The sequence below is a fragment of the Bacillus sp. 22-7 genome, from assembly GCF_010628845.1.
In the GTDB taxonomy this organism is placed as follows: Bacteria; Bacillota; Bacilli; order Bacillales; family Cytobacillaceae; genus Cytobacillus; species Cytobacillus firmus_B.
The window spans coordinates 49,536-64,246 of the sequence record NZ_NJQY01000034.1; the positions used below are offsets into that span (position 1 = coordinate 49,536).

At 45.1% G+C, this 14,711-nt stretch carries 12 protein-coding genes; 7 read left to right on the forward strand and 5 right to left on the reverse strand.

Features of this window, described 5'->3' with window-relative positions; all coding sequences use genetic code 11:
- The first annotated feature begins 66 nt into the window (after nt 1-66).
- The gene (locus CE058_RS21085) at nt 67-984 is read left to right on the forward strand and encodes a DNA-3-methyladenine glycosylase family protein (RefSeq protein WP_163144959.1); all 918 of its coding nucleotides are present in this window, start codon (nt 67-69) and stop codon (nt 982-984) included.
- 204 nt (nt 985-1,188) lie between these two features.
- Here CE058_RS21085 and CE058_RS21090 read toward each other — a convergent pair whose 3' ends face one another.
- On the reverse strand, nt 1,189-1,791 hold the full coding sequence (locus CE058_RS21090) for a YitT family protein (protein WP_048009538.1): 603 nt from the start codon (nt 1,789-1,791) through the stop codon (nt 1,189-1,191).
- Between the two features lie 78 nt (nt 1,792-1,869).
- Between CE058_RS21090 and CE058_RS21095 the strand changes: the two genes are divergently transcribed.
- Entirely contained in the window at nt 1,870-2,379 is a 510-nt protein-coding gene (locus CE058_RS21095; RefSeq protein ID WP_163144960.1) for a GNAT family N-acetyltransferase, read from the forward strand.
- A 64-nt stretch (nt 2,380-2,443) separates the two neighbouring features.
- Here the strand turns inward: CE058_RS21095 and CE058_RS21100 are convergent, their stop codons facing one another.
- A complete protein-coding gene (locus CE058_RS21100; protein WP_163144961.1) occupies nt 2,444-4,333 on the reverse strand; it encodes a Xaa-Pro dipeptidyl-peptidase in 1,890 nt (629 codons plus the stop codon).
- A 245-nt stretch (nt 4,334-4,578) separates the two neighbouring features.
- Nucleotides 4,579-5,835, reverse strand: coding sequence for a YeeE/YedE family protein (locus CE058_RS21105; RefSeq protein ID WP_082138966.1), 1,257 nt, complete (start codon nt 5,833-5,835; stop codon nt 4,579-4,581).
- 164 nt (nt 5,836-5,999) lie between these two features.
- On the opposite strand from CE058_RS21105, the gene CE058_RS21110 reads away from it, so the two are divergent.
- The gene (locus CE058_RS21110) at nt 6,000-7,430 is read left to right on the forward strand and encodes a polysaccharide deacetylase family protein (protein ID WP_163144962.1); all 1,431 of its coding nucleotides are present in this window, start codon (nt 6,000-6,002) and stop codon (nt 7,428-7,430) included.
- A gap of 42 nt (nt 7,431-7,472) precedes the next feature.
- On the opposite strand, the gene CE058_RS21115 is transcribed toward CE058_RS21110, so the two are convergent.
- Nucleotides 7,473-7,931, reverse strand: a complete 459-nt coding sequence (locus CE058_RS21115; protein WP_048009543.1) for a GNAT family N-acetyltransferase — start codon at nt 7,929-7,931, stop codon at nt 7,473-7,475.
- 319 nt (nt 7,932-8,250) lie between these two features.
- Here CE058_RS21115 and CE058_RS21120 point away from each other — a divergent pair, with 319 nt between their 5' ends.
- Genes CE058_RS21120 through CE058_RS21130 form a run of 3 tightly spaced genes read left to right on the forward strand, consistent with a single transcriptional unit; the run spans nt 8,251 to nt 11,723 of the window.
- Nucleotides 8,251-9,585, forward strand: coding sequence for a spore germination protein (locus CE058_RS21120; protein ID WP_048009544.1), 1,335 nt, complete (start codon nt 8,251-8,253; stop codon nt 9,583-9,585).
- A complete protein-coding gene (locus tag CE058_RS21125; RefSeq protein WP_048009545.1) occupies nt 9,575-10,654 on the forward strand; it encodes a GerAB/ArcD/ProY family transporter in 1,080 nt (359 codons plus the stop codon). The genes CE058_RS21120 and CE058_RS21125 overlap by 11 nt, the downstream gene beginning before the upstream one ends.
- The gene (locus tag CE058_RS21130) at nt 10,641-11,723 is read left to right on the forward strand and encodes a Ger(x)C family spore germination protein (RefSeq protein ID WP_163144963.1); all 1,083 of its coding nucleotides are present in this window, start codon (nt 10,641-10,643) and stop codon (nt 11,721-11,723) included. The genes CE058_RS21125 and CE058_RS21130 overlap by 14 nt, the downstream gene beginning before the upstream one ends.
- 373 nt (nt 11,724-12,096) lie before the next feature.
- On the opposite strand, the gene CE058_RS21135 is transcribed toward CE058_RS21130, so the two are convergent.
- Nucleotides 12,097-12,537, reverse strand: a complete 441-nt coding sequence (locus CE058_RS21135; RefSeq protein ID WP_204260562.1) for a GNAT family N-acetyltransferase — start codon at nt 12,535-12,537, stop codon at nt 12,097-12,099.
- A 202-nt stretch (nt 12,538-12,739) separates the two neighbouring features.
- On the opposite strand from CE058_RS21135, the gene CE058_RS21140 reads away from it, so the two are divergent.
- On the forward strand, nt 12,740-14,707 hold the full coding sequence (locus tag CE058_RS21140; RefSeq protein WP_163144964.1) for a M6 family metalloprotease domain-containing protein: 1,968 nt from the start codon (nt 12,740-12,742) through the stop codon (nt 14,705-14,707).
- Nucleotides 14,708-14,711: the final 4 nt, after the last annotated feature.

A 14,711-nucleotide genomic window follows, 5' to 3' on the forward strand; every position in this document is an offset into this window, starting at 1 on the left:
TTCCTATATATAAACGCAAGATAACGTAATCCTGAGGATTTACAATAAAGAAAAGGGGGAATCAAAATGAGCTTTCCATTTGTTAACTGGAAAGATGCTGAAAATGGCCTGGTGCTTTTCACTCCGTCTGAATTCAGCTTTTCCGAAAACCTGCAATACTTGTCACGTTCGGCAAATGAATGCCTTTATGAGATTTCTGGCGAGACAATTAGACGCGCCATTTCCATCAGAGATGAAAAGCTGCTGCTAGAAATAAGCGGTGAGTCAGAACACTTCCTAGCCGTCAGGATTCATAAGCCTGTCACGCATCAAATGAAAGCGGAGATTGCGGCATATATTCATGATTGGTTCGACCTGGGAGTCAGCCTGACGCCATTTTATAAGATGGCACAATCAGATCCCTTACTGAAAAAGCCTGCTGAGCAATTTTTCGGGCTGAGAGTTATGGGAATTCCCGATTTATTCGAGGCTCTGGCCTGGGGAATCCTCGGGCAGCAGATTAACCTTACATATGCATATACACTAAAACGGCGGCTCGTTGAAAAATATGGGGAGCCGCTGGAAAACGGCGGGAGCAAATACTGGCTCTTTCCTGCAGCGGATACGATTGCCGGGTTAACTATCGAAGATTTGGCCGACTTAAAAATGACCGTTAAAAAATGCGAATATCTGATAGACACAGCCCGCTTAATTGCAAACGGCGAGCTGTCGAAAGAGGACCTGCTTAAAGGCGATGTAAAAGCTGCAGAAAAAAAACTAACGCGAATACGCGGCATCGGCCCCTGGACCGCCCATTATGTCCTCATGCGGTGCCTGCGCTTCCTGAACGCTTTTCCTATCGATGATGTCGGCCTGCATAATGCGATCAAAGTGATCACAGGCTCTGAAAGGAAACCGGCGAGAGAGGAAATCCTGAAATATTCAGCTCGCTGGGAGAATTGGGAAGCGTATGCTACTTTTTATTTGTGGAGAGTATTATATTAAATTATTTTGCACTGTGCCATTGCCGCAAATCAACGTGAAGCGGAGTGGCAGATAAAATGTAATTCTGGCCGATTTACTTTTGAAAGTGACCGATAAAATAAAAATCCGGCCGCTATCCTTAACTCTTTGCCCGATATAACGAAACCTGGCCGATTTCAGCAGCCGATTGACCTATAAAATGATCAAAAGCACAGTAAAAGGCCGTCAATTAACGGCCTTTTTACTACTTATATCAAGTTCAAGCTTGTAAATGAGATCAATCATCCGCGTCCCGATCATCTGGCAGATCACCGCATAAACAATAACCTTCCAGTCCACGACAACCCCTGTAAGCAAAAGCAGACTGCCATTTATGTAAAACAGCGTCCGTCCCGGCGCACTTCCTCTTGCTTTGGAAATGATTAACGCCAGGATATCCATGCCCCCTGACGAAGCGCCCATCCGGAATAAGATGCCGACTCCAACTCCAAAGACTGCTGCTCCAAGCAAAAGATCCATGAGAACCGGATTCAGTGGTTCCGTTATGTATGGAGTCAGAAAATCAATCGTAACCGAAGTAACCGAAACACAAAACAGCGTCCAGATCACACTGCTTTTCCCGAGCCATTTGGCCGCTGCCAGCAGCAGGCCCACATTCAAAATCCACAATGTCACCGAATAAGGGATGTCCAATAGATAATTGAATAAAACTGCCAGACTCGCCGCTCCGCCGGAAGGGATAAAATGCGGAAACAAGAAAAAGGTCATCGCGATTCCCTGGATGCCGGCAGCTATTCCTAAAATCAAAGATTTATAGAGTACGTGCATAACAAAAACTCCTAACTTTTTTCCTCACTCTATCTTATAATATTTTCATAGAAGACGAAACTGCGAGAGGTGAATAGAATGGCCATTCCTTTTGAAACAGACCGGCTCCAGCTCCGGACCATGCAGGCCGATGACCTGGATGCAATTTCTGAGATTTGGGGCAGTCCTGAGGTAATGAAACACTGCGGCGGCGCCAGTACAAAAAGCCGAATCCAGCGCTCCATTGACTTTTACCGGAGGCTGCAGAATGAAAAAGGCTACTCTGTTTATACTGTTTTGCTAAAAGAATCCTCCTCCACCATCGGGGTTTGCGGGTTTAACCCGACTGAAAATGAACACGAAGTCGAGCTCCTCTATCATTTTAATCAGCATTACTGGGGCAAGGGGTATGCTGCTGAAGCTGCGGCTGCGTGCGTGGACGCTTTAAGGAAAAGTGGCCTGAATGTGCGGAAAATATCCGCGGCGGCGGATCCGGCCAACCCTGCATCCGGAAAGGTGCTCGAAAAAATCGGCATGACTGCGGCTGGCATGAAGTGGTTTGAGGATACACAGCAGGAAGAACTCTGTTATGAAATGGAATTTACATAAGCAATTGTCCATCTTAAATAAAAAACGAGTCTGCACTTGCTGCAGACCCGCCTCTTCTATTCTATTAAAATTCAACCGCTTTTCTTCCGCCCACAACAGGAAGACTGATATAACTTTGCCCCATTTTTACTTCAAATGTCGCGCCTGTTGTTGAAGGAATGGCACGTCTCCGGTCACTTCCGGCGATGATGATGCCAATTCGGTGACCTTCCTTAAATACGTAGTCTTCGGGCAAAACACCCCATTCAAACTTATAATTCTTGCCCTCTTTTAAAGGGTCGTCCTGCTCAATCGTTTTCCAGTTCTGCGGATCAAACCATCCTCTTGTCACAACTTCATATGGTGCTGTGTGAGTGGTTTTCTCTGTTTCTTTGTAGCAGGCATCATCTGTTGAACTGCTTTCTCCCCAGCAGGTTTCTGTATCAAGTGTCCGGACACCCTCTCCTGGACCCTCATGATTGATGCGGGTATCTGTTCCATAGTCTACAATGAGAACTGTTAAGTTGGAGTCTTCTTTATCTACCTTTGCCCGAAGTGAAATTTCAGGTATGCCGCTCAAACGGACGTCTTCTTTAAGCTGTGGAGATAAAAATGCCAGGCGGTCGCTTTTGACAGCCGTTTCATTCGTGACCATCTGCTGCTCCGTTTGTGTTGGGTTATCTGTAAAAGATTGTTTAAAATTGCCCTTCACAGGTCCTGTTGTCAGCGTGCCATTTGTCTGGTCATTCTCGCCTGGTGCCAGACGGATCTTGACATCTGCCGCATTTTGATCCGGCCAGGAAGCTTGAGTTTCCCAATTATCCGCGCCTCTTTCAATATCAACAGCAGGCTCATCCATAATGCCATTCTCCATATCCATCAGCCAGTAATCAAACCAGCGGTGAAGGGTATCAACCCACTCTGCCCTGCGGAAGTCAAATGGATCGACATGGCCGGTTTGAGTGAGCCATAATTTACGCGGTACATCTTCTTTCGCAAGTGCTGTCCACCAGTCCGCAAGGTGATTCATTTTCACATTGTAATCGTTTAATCCATGGACCGCAAACACACTTGCTTTTACGTTTTTAACGTCTTTCACGTAATTTCGTTCATCCCAAAACTCATTATAATCTCCTGATGGATCATCCGCTTCTGAGTTCAAGCGATCGAACACCGGCTTGCAGGCCTCTTTGCGGGAGCTGCTTGCAACTCTGCTGGCCAGGCCGCCTGGCCCGTTGTTGTAATATGTAAGTCCCTCATAACGGTAATAATTGTACCAGCTGCTTATGGCGCCAATTGGAACAATGGTCTTTAAGCCTTCTACTCCTGTAGCGGCAACCCCATTTGCCAGTGTACCATCATAGGACTTTCCAATCATGCCTACATTCCCGGTTGTCCATTCTGCTTTTACTTCTTTATGATCTTGATCCCATGCTTTTGCTCTGCCATTCATCCAGTCAATTACAACACGGATGCTCTCAATCTCTTCATATCCGCCAGTTGTCGGGCAGCCATCAGAATTGTTCGTTCCAACCATCTCGGGCAATGCTACTGCATACCCTCTTGGAACAAAATAATTATCATAAAATAGAGGAAACTTCTCGTTCACACCATCCTTGTCCCGGTCTTTCACTTCACTTTCATTTCCGCGCCCAAGACTCTCATAGTATGGGCTCGCATCCATGATCACGGGAACCTTCAATCCCTCTTCTGTTTCTTTCGGACGGATGATATCTACGGCAATCCGGTCTGCTTTTCCGTTTTCATCCGAATCAAGTGTGGACTCGACATAGATCGTCTCACGAATCGCCTCTTCATATGAATAAATTGGCTGAGACTTTACATCCTCGATTTGTGCTGCCTGTACAGGCTCTTCTTTCGCAGCTGCATTTGAAGGCGTGTAGGCAAGTGATGATAGAGTCATAGAAATGACCGCTAACACAGCTGCAGGTCTGAGAAGCTTTTTCTTTTTCATATAATCCCTCCTCTACTATTTGCCACTCATTATATTTCGAGAGCAGAAATATTAATAGATTACTTTTTCCTAAAATTCAATATTTTTCAAAAAAATGTTTTTTATAAGGAATAGGAGGAAAGTCTTGTAAGTGTGAGCTTCGCCAGTTTTGCTGAAGTTGAATCTGAGGGAGGGAATTGGCAGGAGCTTACCGCCAGTTTTAACAAAAAAAAGCCTGGCACTCATCAAGAGCACCAGGCTATCCATTAACAAACCGAATCCGTTGATTTCGGGTTCTTCAATCCAAACAGCGGACGGATGAACAGAGCAACGCCGGTTCCAAGCATCGCCATGATCGCCCATACCCAGCCGTGCAGGCTGAAGGATGCAATTCCGCCGAAATAGGCGCCGATGTTACATCCGAATGCGAGACGGGAACCATATCCCATCAGCAGTCCGCCGACAATCGCAGCACCTGCTACACCCGGCTTAATTTTCCCAGGCTTGAACGTTCCCTGTGATGCCGCTGAAATAAAGGCACCCAGGATGATGCCGAAGTTCATAACACTTGTAGAATCAGCAAGAACAGTGTTTTTCAAAGCCGCTAAATTGGGCTCACTTGCAAAATAACCCCATGAGGTTACGTCGATGCCCATTGCCATCAGCGTTTTTCCACCCCATAATGCGAACGCGGATGTGATGCCCCAAGGCGTTCCGCGGACTGTCAGAGTCAATGCATTCAGTAAAGCCAATACGATTGCCGCTGCGAATAATGGCCATGAGCCCCGCAGGATTTTTTTCCAGCCGGCCGTTGTAGGCAAGGCTTTCATCATTGGCGCTTTACGCTTTTTCGCGATTTGCAGGGTCACCCAATAGATTAAGGCAAACAACGCAAGCTGCAGAACCAATGCTCCGCCGTATCCGAGTCCCGTAGAGGTAGCCAGGGAGATTGGCGGCAATGACGGTGTTTCTTCCATCCAAAATGAAAAGTGGTACGCTCCAATCGTGGAACCAGCGATGAAAGAAATCAGTGTCAGGATCATGGAGGATTGCCCTCCGCCTACAGAATATAAAGTACCGGATGCACAGCCATTCCCAAGCTGCATCCCTATTCCAAAAATAAAGGAACCAAACAGGACGCTGACTCCTACAGGAGAAACATATCCTTTAGGCTCAATTCCTGTAAAACTGAAGCCTGTGCTTAAAATAATTGCAAATAAAGCTGAAGCAACTGCCAGCATCAGCATATGCGCCTGCAGGCCCTGCCCGTTTCCGACGCTTGCAAAGCGCCTGAATGCAGATGTGAAGCCGAAGCGGGCATGAAGCAAGGTCATGCCGAGTGCAATTCCAATAATAAATAGAACTCCCTGTGTCATGTTCGCTGCATTTATAATGGAAATGAACAAAATGATAGCTGCAAGAACGCCCGCTGCAACAAAAGGCTTTTGAATCGGATTTAAGTTTGAAACAACTGTTGTTGGTGCTGAAACCCATGATTTACTTTTAACTTCTACTTGAGCCAACCTTATTCACTCCTTTTCTTATCACTTTAGTCGGATTAAAGTGTTATTCTATACTATATTTTTTTAAAAGTAAATGGTGAATTTTTCTCCAGCCCGAAGATTTCCTGATATAATTATATATTTGGAGAGTCATAATTTTAAAGACAGGAAAGGAAAGGATATCATTGCTTAAGCGGTTAAAATGGCCATCATGGGTATTATTCAGCATCTTCATTGCAGGCATCTATTATTTCATCAGCTCTGGAGCTGACACCAGCCTGCAGGCCTTTTCCAGAACAGAAACAACTTCCCCGGCAGCTTTCCCCGGATTAAACCTAGAAACCCGGACAAAGGAAACGAAATCTTATACCCTTGCGATCAGTACTCCTATAACTAAAATTGAGAATTTAAACAAACCCATGAAAGAGTGGATTCAGGCTCAGGAAATGGAATTCCTGGAACTTGTGCAGGCAAACCGGCAAGTGCTGGACAGCGAAGAATTCCGTGCCCATCTCAATATCAAAGCTGAGCCGAAAAAGGCCTCCGATACCATGTACACCCTGGTATTTGAAGCCTACCAGTACACCGGCGGCGCCAATGGGCAGGCCGCGGTCAAAACGTTCACGATCGACCTTGCGAATCAGAAAATGGTGCAGCTTGCAGATGTCATCCATATGGATGAGGATTCCCTGACAACGCTCAGAACGATGATAAAAAACCAAATTGGCCAGAAGGAAGAGCTCCAGGACTATCTGTTTAATGACCTGCTGGACGAAGCGCTGAAAAATCCGTCGAGCTGGAAATGGTCACTGAGCGGCAAGAATTTCACGCTTTATTTTAACGAATATGAAATTGCGGCAGGAGCAGCCGGAGCGGTCAAGGTAAAAATTCCAATCGAACAGATTCGTCCCCTCTTAAAGGATGAAATTGCCCTGCATTTGAAGCTCCCTGACATCCAGCTGCCTGAACCCGAAGTCGAAGAACAGGAAGCAGCTCCACTTGATCCAAACGGCAAGTATATTGCTCTTACCTTTGATGATGGGCCGCACCCGAAAGTCACACCGCTTATATTGGATATTTTAAAGAAGTATAACGCAAAGGCTACCTTTTATATGCTTGGCAGTCAGGCGCAATTTTATCCTGCACTCGCAAGCCAAGTGGCTGCGGAAGGCCATGAAATCGGAAATCACAGTGACAGCCATGCGGACCTTTCTTCTCTCGGCGAAAAAGAAATCCGCAAAGAAATGGAAGAGGCCAGCGCCAAAATCAAGGAAGCAAGCGGCCAGCTTCCCGCAACCGTCCGTCCGCCTTATGGCGCCATGAATGAAGATGTGAAAAAAATTGCCGGAATGGCCCATACACCGCTTATTCTTTGGTCTGTCGACTCACTTGACTGGAAAACACTAAACGCTTCATCGATTCAAAAAATTGTGAAGGCCAATACCGTGCCAGGCTCAATCGTCTTAATGCACGACATCCATATGCCAACTGCTCAAGCACTTCCAGACCTGCTGAAGTACCTGGAAAAAGAGGGCTACGAATTCATTACCGTCTCCGAGCTTCTATCCCTGCAGGAACAGGAAGTGACCGGTACGTTTTTTGGAAAAAGATCATAAGCATTCAGCAAAACGCTCAGGATTCTTCCTGAGCGTTACTTTTTAAGTCCCTGTCCCCTTTTCAAAAAAGGGAATGGAGCCGCCGCCCGCCCCATACACCTCTCCTCGATGCGTCCAGCCGTATTTTTCATAATACCCTTCCAAATCCGTCTGAAGATAGAGTTTTTTAAATCCAAGGTTCGCCGCTTCTTCAATAGCATGATCAAGCAGCCGGGCGCCAAACTGCTTCCCTCTGCAGTCCGGGTCAATGTACAGACATGCCAGCCACGGATGCAAATCCTGCCGGCTATTAAGATCATTGCGGATTAATGCATACGTGCCAATGAATTGCTCATCCTGGATGGCTGCATAAAACCTCGGAATCCCGTCCTCAGTTTTCCCGGAGTGAATCATGCAATCCTGGTAAAAAGTGAAGTTTTCTTCTGTTCCCCACTTCTCCCAGAAAAATTGAACTGCGCTATCCAATAAATGAGGATGTTCGTGAACTGCGATAATTCTCATTGTCATTCCTCCCGCATTACTTATTCCTCCCTGGTTTTGATAATTCCTTTTTTGGGTGGCGGAACTCTCTTGATGACCAGCGGGATTAAGAGGCTGTTTGTTTGCTTGCGGCAGGCTGATTTGAGGGGGATAGTTGGATTGATTATTGCCGTTCACTGGACATTTCACTTATGAAAAGTCGCCTATATTAACACTTTAAAGGCTTAAGATGTCCACCCCTCTCTTTTTTAGCCGAGGGCTAAAACAATTTTTTAGGAATAAAATTTTCCAGCAAGCGAAAGTTAATAATATTTATGTCTTTACGAAAGGGTAACCCGCAATGGATCGATTTATTAATGAAATAAAAGCAGAGCTTGGGAACAACGGAGATTTTCATCTTCAAAGGGACTATCTTGCCGATGCTGCCGTGATGCTGCTGGGATTTAATACACTCATCGATTTTATTAAAACGAGAACGGTGCTTCACAAACATGCGGAGAGTATCCTTTTGCAGAATCAGCCTGCTGAGGATTTATGGCGGGCCATTGGGGAAGTATTTGAAGGGGATGTCCAAAAAGCCATTTCATCCATTTATGAAGGCAAGCTGGTAATCCATTTTGAAAACACCGACCGTTTTATCATTATGGAGCCTGTATCCGCTATGCTCGATCGTTCGATTGATTCACCCACAAATGAAAATGTTATTCAAGGGGCATTGGATTCCTTTACAGAAGGAATCGATACTAATATCGGCATCGTCCGAAAACTGATGAATTCAGACGAAATCAGAATCGACTCTTTTTTAGCCGGCTGCAGCCGCAAAAACAAATTATCATTGCTGTATTTAAACGGCCAAGCGGATGTGAATCTGGTTAACAGCATTCGTGATCATATTGAAAAAAATATCCAAATGGAAGCATGTGATCTGCAGGGGCTTGCCAAAATGCTGGGGTTTCCGTCTTGGAATGCGATTTCAAAGTTTAATACGACTGAGCTGCCCCATCATGCGGTTCAGAATCTGAAAAAAGGAAAAGTCGTTCTGTTCGTAGATCGATTGCCTTTTGCTCTCATTCTCCCAAGTCTGTTCTGGGATATGTTTGCTATTGAAAATGACCGGAATTTTCCTCTTCCTATTATGTTTGCCATTAGGATTATCAGAATCATCGGCATTCTGGTGACGCTGATCAGTCCTGGGCTTTATGTGGCTTTGGTCTCAGTCAACCCTGAAGTATTGCAGATTCAGCTTGCTTTATCAGTTGCCCAAAGCCGTGAGGGGGTTCCATATCCGGCTTTGGTAGAAATTATTCTCATGCTAGTCATCCTTGAATTAATCCTGGAAGCAAGTGTAAGGCTGCCGAAATCCATTGGCCCCACCATTACAATGGTCGGAGGAATTATCCTGGGACAGGCTGCCGTGGAAGCAAAATTAGTCAGCAATCTGCTGATCATCATTCTTGCCGCCACAACCATTGCCAATTCAACCATCGTCGGATTTCAGAATGCTGTCTCCATTCGGCTGTTCAAATACGCCATTGTGCTTCTCGCGGCAATATTTGGCATCTTAGGGCTGGTTGCCGGCTTGGTTTTCATTGGCGCTTACCTGGCAAGCCTCAATACCTATGGAAAGTCCTATCTCTACTTAAATGTAAAAGGGAATGAAAGCAATGGCGGATAAAAGTTTGCATGTCATGCTGATGTACATCATCAGCCATTTGGGCCTGATTTTCTTTATGTATCCGGGCAATGTGATTTCAAGTACAGAACAGGGCCACTGGCTTCCTGTTCTGGTCGGCGTGATCATTCATTTCATTTTCATCTCTATTTATATGAAGGGACTAAGCTATTTTCCGAAAAAAGACATCATTCGCATCTATGCGGGGATCGGAAAAGGCACAGCGATCCTTTTTATCGCCCCGGTTTTCTTATATTTCAGTATGATTTTATTAATTACGCTCCGGGCCTATGCCGAAATCATTACTATTGTCTTTTTATCAAACACTCCTTTATGGGCCATCATGCTCTTATTGATATCTATTTCGACCTATATAGCAGCCAAAGGAGTCGAAACTATTTTTCGCACAGGACTCCTCCTATCCCTTTTATTTCTTCCCATCATCATCTTTATTTTCTTCACTTCTTTTCAAAACGTGGATTGGAGGTACTTAGTTCCTTTAGATGCAGATCTCGGTTTCATCATAAAGAGAACATACTTGGAAAGCTTTTTTGCTTTTTCCGGAGGCTTTCTGTTTCTCGGTTTTGTCCAGCCTTATTTCTCCTATGACAGAAAATATGTATTATGGGCTGCCGCCTTTCTTATTCCCTTTTTCCTTTTTTCAGTCTATATTCCGGTCCTGACTTTTGGGCAGGCCACCTCAGCTACAACCTTCCTGCCCTATGTAGTGGCCGTGGATGCCATTAATATTAATTGGCTGATGTTCGACAGGGTCACGATGTTTTTTCTGTTGAGCCTCATCTCTTTTATCATGCTTTACCTAGCCCTTGTATCCTGGAAAACAATCAGAATCTTAAGTCATTACCTTCCTTCCGTTAAACCGGTAAAATTATTGCTCGCCCTATCTGCCGCAGTCTATTTTTCATGTTTTTTAATCCCGGACTGGAAAGATGTCGAGAAATTATTTTGGTGGAATACGTTCCTGAGGTTCTACATTTTGATAGCCATTCCATTTTCAATCTTTTTCTTTGGACGCCGCATGAAGAGGAAGGGTAAAAATGAAACCATTTAATTTAAAACCTAAAGCCCCTATTACTGTCTGTCTCCTTCTGGCAATGATGACATTAACCGGCTGCTGGGATATTAGGGATATCAATCATCGGACACTTCCTGTTGTCCTTGGCATTTCTACTGTTGAAGACGATCAATACAAGGTTTTCCTAAAAATCCCTGAGCCTGTGGAAGGGTCTATGGAAGTAAAGGTTGTATCCGGTACGGGGAAGACCATTTCCCACGCGGTTGATGTCATCAGCCGAAACATGGAAACCAGCGTAGATCTGCTTCATGTAAAAGTCATTATGATTGAGCGGAAAACAGCGGAGAAAGGCATGAAAGACATCATCGCCGGTTTCATGAGATCACGGGAGGTATCACCAAAAGCACTAGTCACGATTTGTGACCAGAACATGGATGAATTTTTTTCGATACTCTCAGAATCAAAGAATCTTAAAGGAACCAACATGTTCGATTATTTCGAAAAAAATGCAGGCTGGAATCCGGAGATTGCCCTTACAAGGATATGGGAAGTCTACCGCAGCATCCATTCCTATACACGAGATGTAGCTATCCCCCTGATTGTGACGGGAGAAACGACAACTTACGAACAAGCAGGCTCTGCCGTTATTAAAAACGGAAAGATGGTGGAGCAGATCAGCAATGACGAAACCCTGCTATTTAACGCTTTTAATAATGAAAGCACCCATGGACAAATTGAAGTCCTGAATCATGCAAGTGTCATGATTATCGGCAACTCCATGGACCACCATACTGACTTGACTGATAAACAGCCAGTTTTGAAGAGCCGAATAAACCTAAAGGTTGTTGTACTTGAAACAAGAGGCAAAACATCCAGTGCCATGATCAAGAAAGAATTGAGCCATCTCCTGTCAAGCCGATTCAGCAGCATGTTAGCCAAACTCCAGGAAAGCGAAGCAGATATTTTGGGCTTAGGCCAATTGTATCGCACTAAAATCGACCGAAAAGAGCTGAAAAACTGGCGGTCCATTTACTATCCAAACTTGAAATCTGATATACAATTCCAGATAGACATCCAAAATGAAGGTTACTTAAGAACAACTTGATGGGACAGTGAAGCTGTCCCTTTTCAGGTCAGGCGAGAATAGCATAATAATTTTGCTAAAATGAGGGGAACTAATCGGTTGCTGTTGCGTTGCTCGTCGTAGGTCTTCCAATCTGATGAGCTCTATTTTACGTAATTAATGCCGCTCGCCGTCGGTTTTCCAAACCAAAGGGTACTATTCTGCCTGATTAATACCGTTTGCTGTCCTTTTTCCAACCTAAGAGGTACTATTCCGCCCGATTAGTGCCGTTCGCTTAATGTTTTCTAATCTAAGAGGTACTATTCCAGCCGATTATGCCGTTCGCTCCCCCTTTTTCACTCTAAGAGGCACTATTTCTCCCGATTAGTGCCGCTCATTCCCTTTTTCGGCAGCCTTAAGTTTGCAATCGTTTCTCCAGCACGATCTTATGCAGTCCTTTTTCATCCGTGTAAGTTTCAATAACATCAAATCCATGCTTAATATTCAAAATCAGCATGCCTCTCCATTTGTTCATCGTCTTCGTCCGCACCATCTTAAATCCCATTTCTGTTAAATATTCATGCTGCTTTTCCATTAGCATGGAAGCAATCCCGTTCTCCCTGTATTCAGGGTCTACTCCGCCTAACCAGCTATAAAAGGTATCATCATCAAGGGGATATCCCATTTTATACCCAATCACTCTTTCTTCAGCCATAGCTGTCTGCACCAGCAAATGAGATTTGCTTTTCATCTTACTGACTAAGTCTTCAGAGTCGCCGAATATGTTCCTATGAAGTTGCATGATTCCTTTTAAGATGTCATCCCCTGGCATTGAATAAAAGATAGTTAATTTCATATGTCCCTCCTGCTTAGAAAGCTTCCCTTCTCTTTAAATATAGCAGTTTTAGACTACCGCTTCCCTCTGCTTTTCGTTATTACAGGAATCCAGTCTTAGGTCTTCTCTATCATTTTGAATATTTTAAATATTTTATATTTTTAATACCGAAACAAAATTGTATAATTTACCAGAATACTAGAATTAAGGGAGGCGAAATAAATTGAGGCAATTGAAAAAATCTTTTATCTTCTTTGTTACATTGCTTTTAATGACCATTTCTTCTGCGGCTTATGCAGAAAAGCCGGGTCTTGAAGATTTCCCGGAACCCGCAGATGGGCAGTCCTGGGAGCTTCCTGAGGATATGACCTGGGAAGATTACCGGCCGGTGCCGGGAATTGACTGGCGTACGGCTGATATTGAGCCTGAAAGAGTATTACGGGGAGCTCTTGTCATTGTCGATTTTCCTGACCGGGAGTTTATTTTAAGCCAGCCGGAAGGATCTGAAGTCGCAGGCAACCCTATTGGCACCGGCAATATCCCGCGCGATGAAATCGGCCAGTTCTGGGTGGATTTCCTGAACAAGCCGCAGCCGCTGAATAATCATCGGACCATCAATGAATATTGGAGAGAAAATTCGTATGGCAAATGGGCTGTTGAACTGGATTCATTCGGAACCTATCGGATGGACCACAATGAATTCCAGTACGGACTGAACGAATTTGGGCAGCAATCCAACATGCCTGAAGAGTATCAGGCAAAAAATTTAAGATCTGAAGCAATAGAAAAGGCACAAGCTGATATCGCAGCTTCAGGCAAAAATTACGATTTCACCTTCATCCTGCATGCCGGATATGATGAATCAGGTGTCTGGCAGGAGTTTGGAGAAATGATGTTCCAAACAGCAGAAGATGTGGCGAAGGAATTTGGCCCGCCTTTTGAAGGATTCCCGAATTCCGCCAATACCCGCTATGTCCCTTGGACTTCATGGCTTGCTGCAAAAAGCATCTGGTCCAGTGCAAGCCGGGGTGTTTCCATCCAGGGTGAAAACGATGGAATGGGAACCTTCGCTCATGAATTTGGCCATATTATGAATTTGGGGGATAACTACAATAATCCATATGGAAAGCCTGTTTCCCGCTCTTATTCCGGACCATGGGAATTAATGAGCCGCGGAAGCTTCAATGGTCCTGCAGGGCCGCATACAAGATGGATGGTCCTTCCTACCCTGGGCGGATCAGCGCCGGCGCATCACATGCTCCGAAACAAAATCAAGCAAGGCTTCTTATCGGAAGACCAGTACTTGAACATCAGCCGGGAGGAATTGGCTGAATCCGGACCTGTCTTTACTGATATCCTGGCACGTGCGGTACCGGCCGGTGAAGAGTTTGGCCGTAATGCCCTTCACGGCATCAACATCAGCATGGAAGATCTGACGCCAAAAAATTCACTTGAGGACGACTGGCGTGCGGACATGCAGCGCGGGGAAAAATGGTATAACAACTATACGGTGGAAGTAGTGGATCGTGTAGGATTCGACTCCTTCACCCCAGATTCCGGCGTTCTTCTTGCTAAAACCAAAAATACGGAAGCAGCACCAAATATCTGGGTCATCGACTCTCATGCAGAAGACATTAACAAGGTTGACTTTAAACGCCCTGACGGAACAGAAGCTATGTATTCAAAAGGGGATTACAGACAACTTTCCGATTCTCTCTTCAAGGCAGGCACAGCAGATGGGGTTGTCAGCGAATATAAGGACGAGCATAACCGTCTTCACTTTTATATTTTAAATAAAAAGCTTGATAACGAAGGAGCCCTCTCCTATCGTGTCGCCGTCCGCCATATGGATGAGTCAGGCCCGGCCACAAGAGGCATCTCAGCTGAAAACAGCAGAGTCCAATTTGCCGCTCCAGGCAAGGTGGCATCCTATTCCTTCAAGGTAACCAATACGGGCAATGCTGCGGATCTTATCCGCCTCAATGCTAAGAACGAAGCCGGCTGGGAAATCATGCTGGAGCATAATGTGATTGAGGTGCAAGCCGGGGAAACAGTGGAAGTTCCAGTTTACGTGAAAATTCCAAAAACCAAGCCTGTACCGACAAACCTTACATTTACAAGCACCTCAGAAACCGATCCTGCCAAAACGGATACAGTTACACGCCGTGTTGGCCCTGGTGCGGGGAAATAATCGA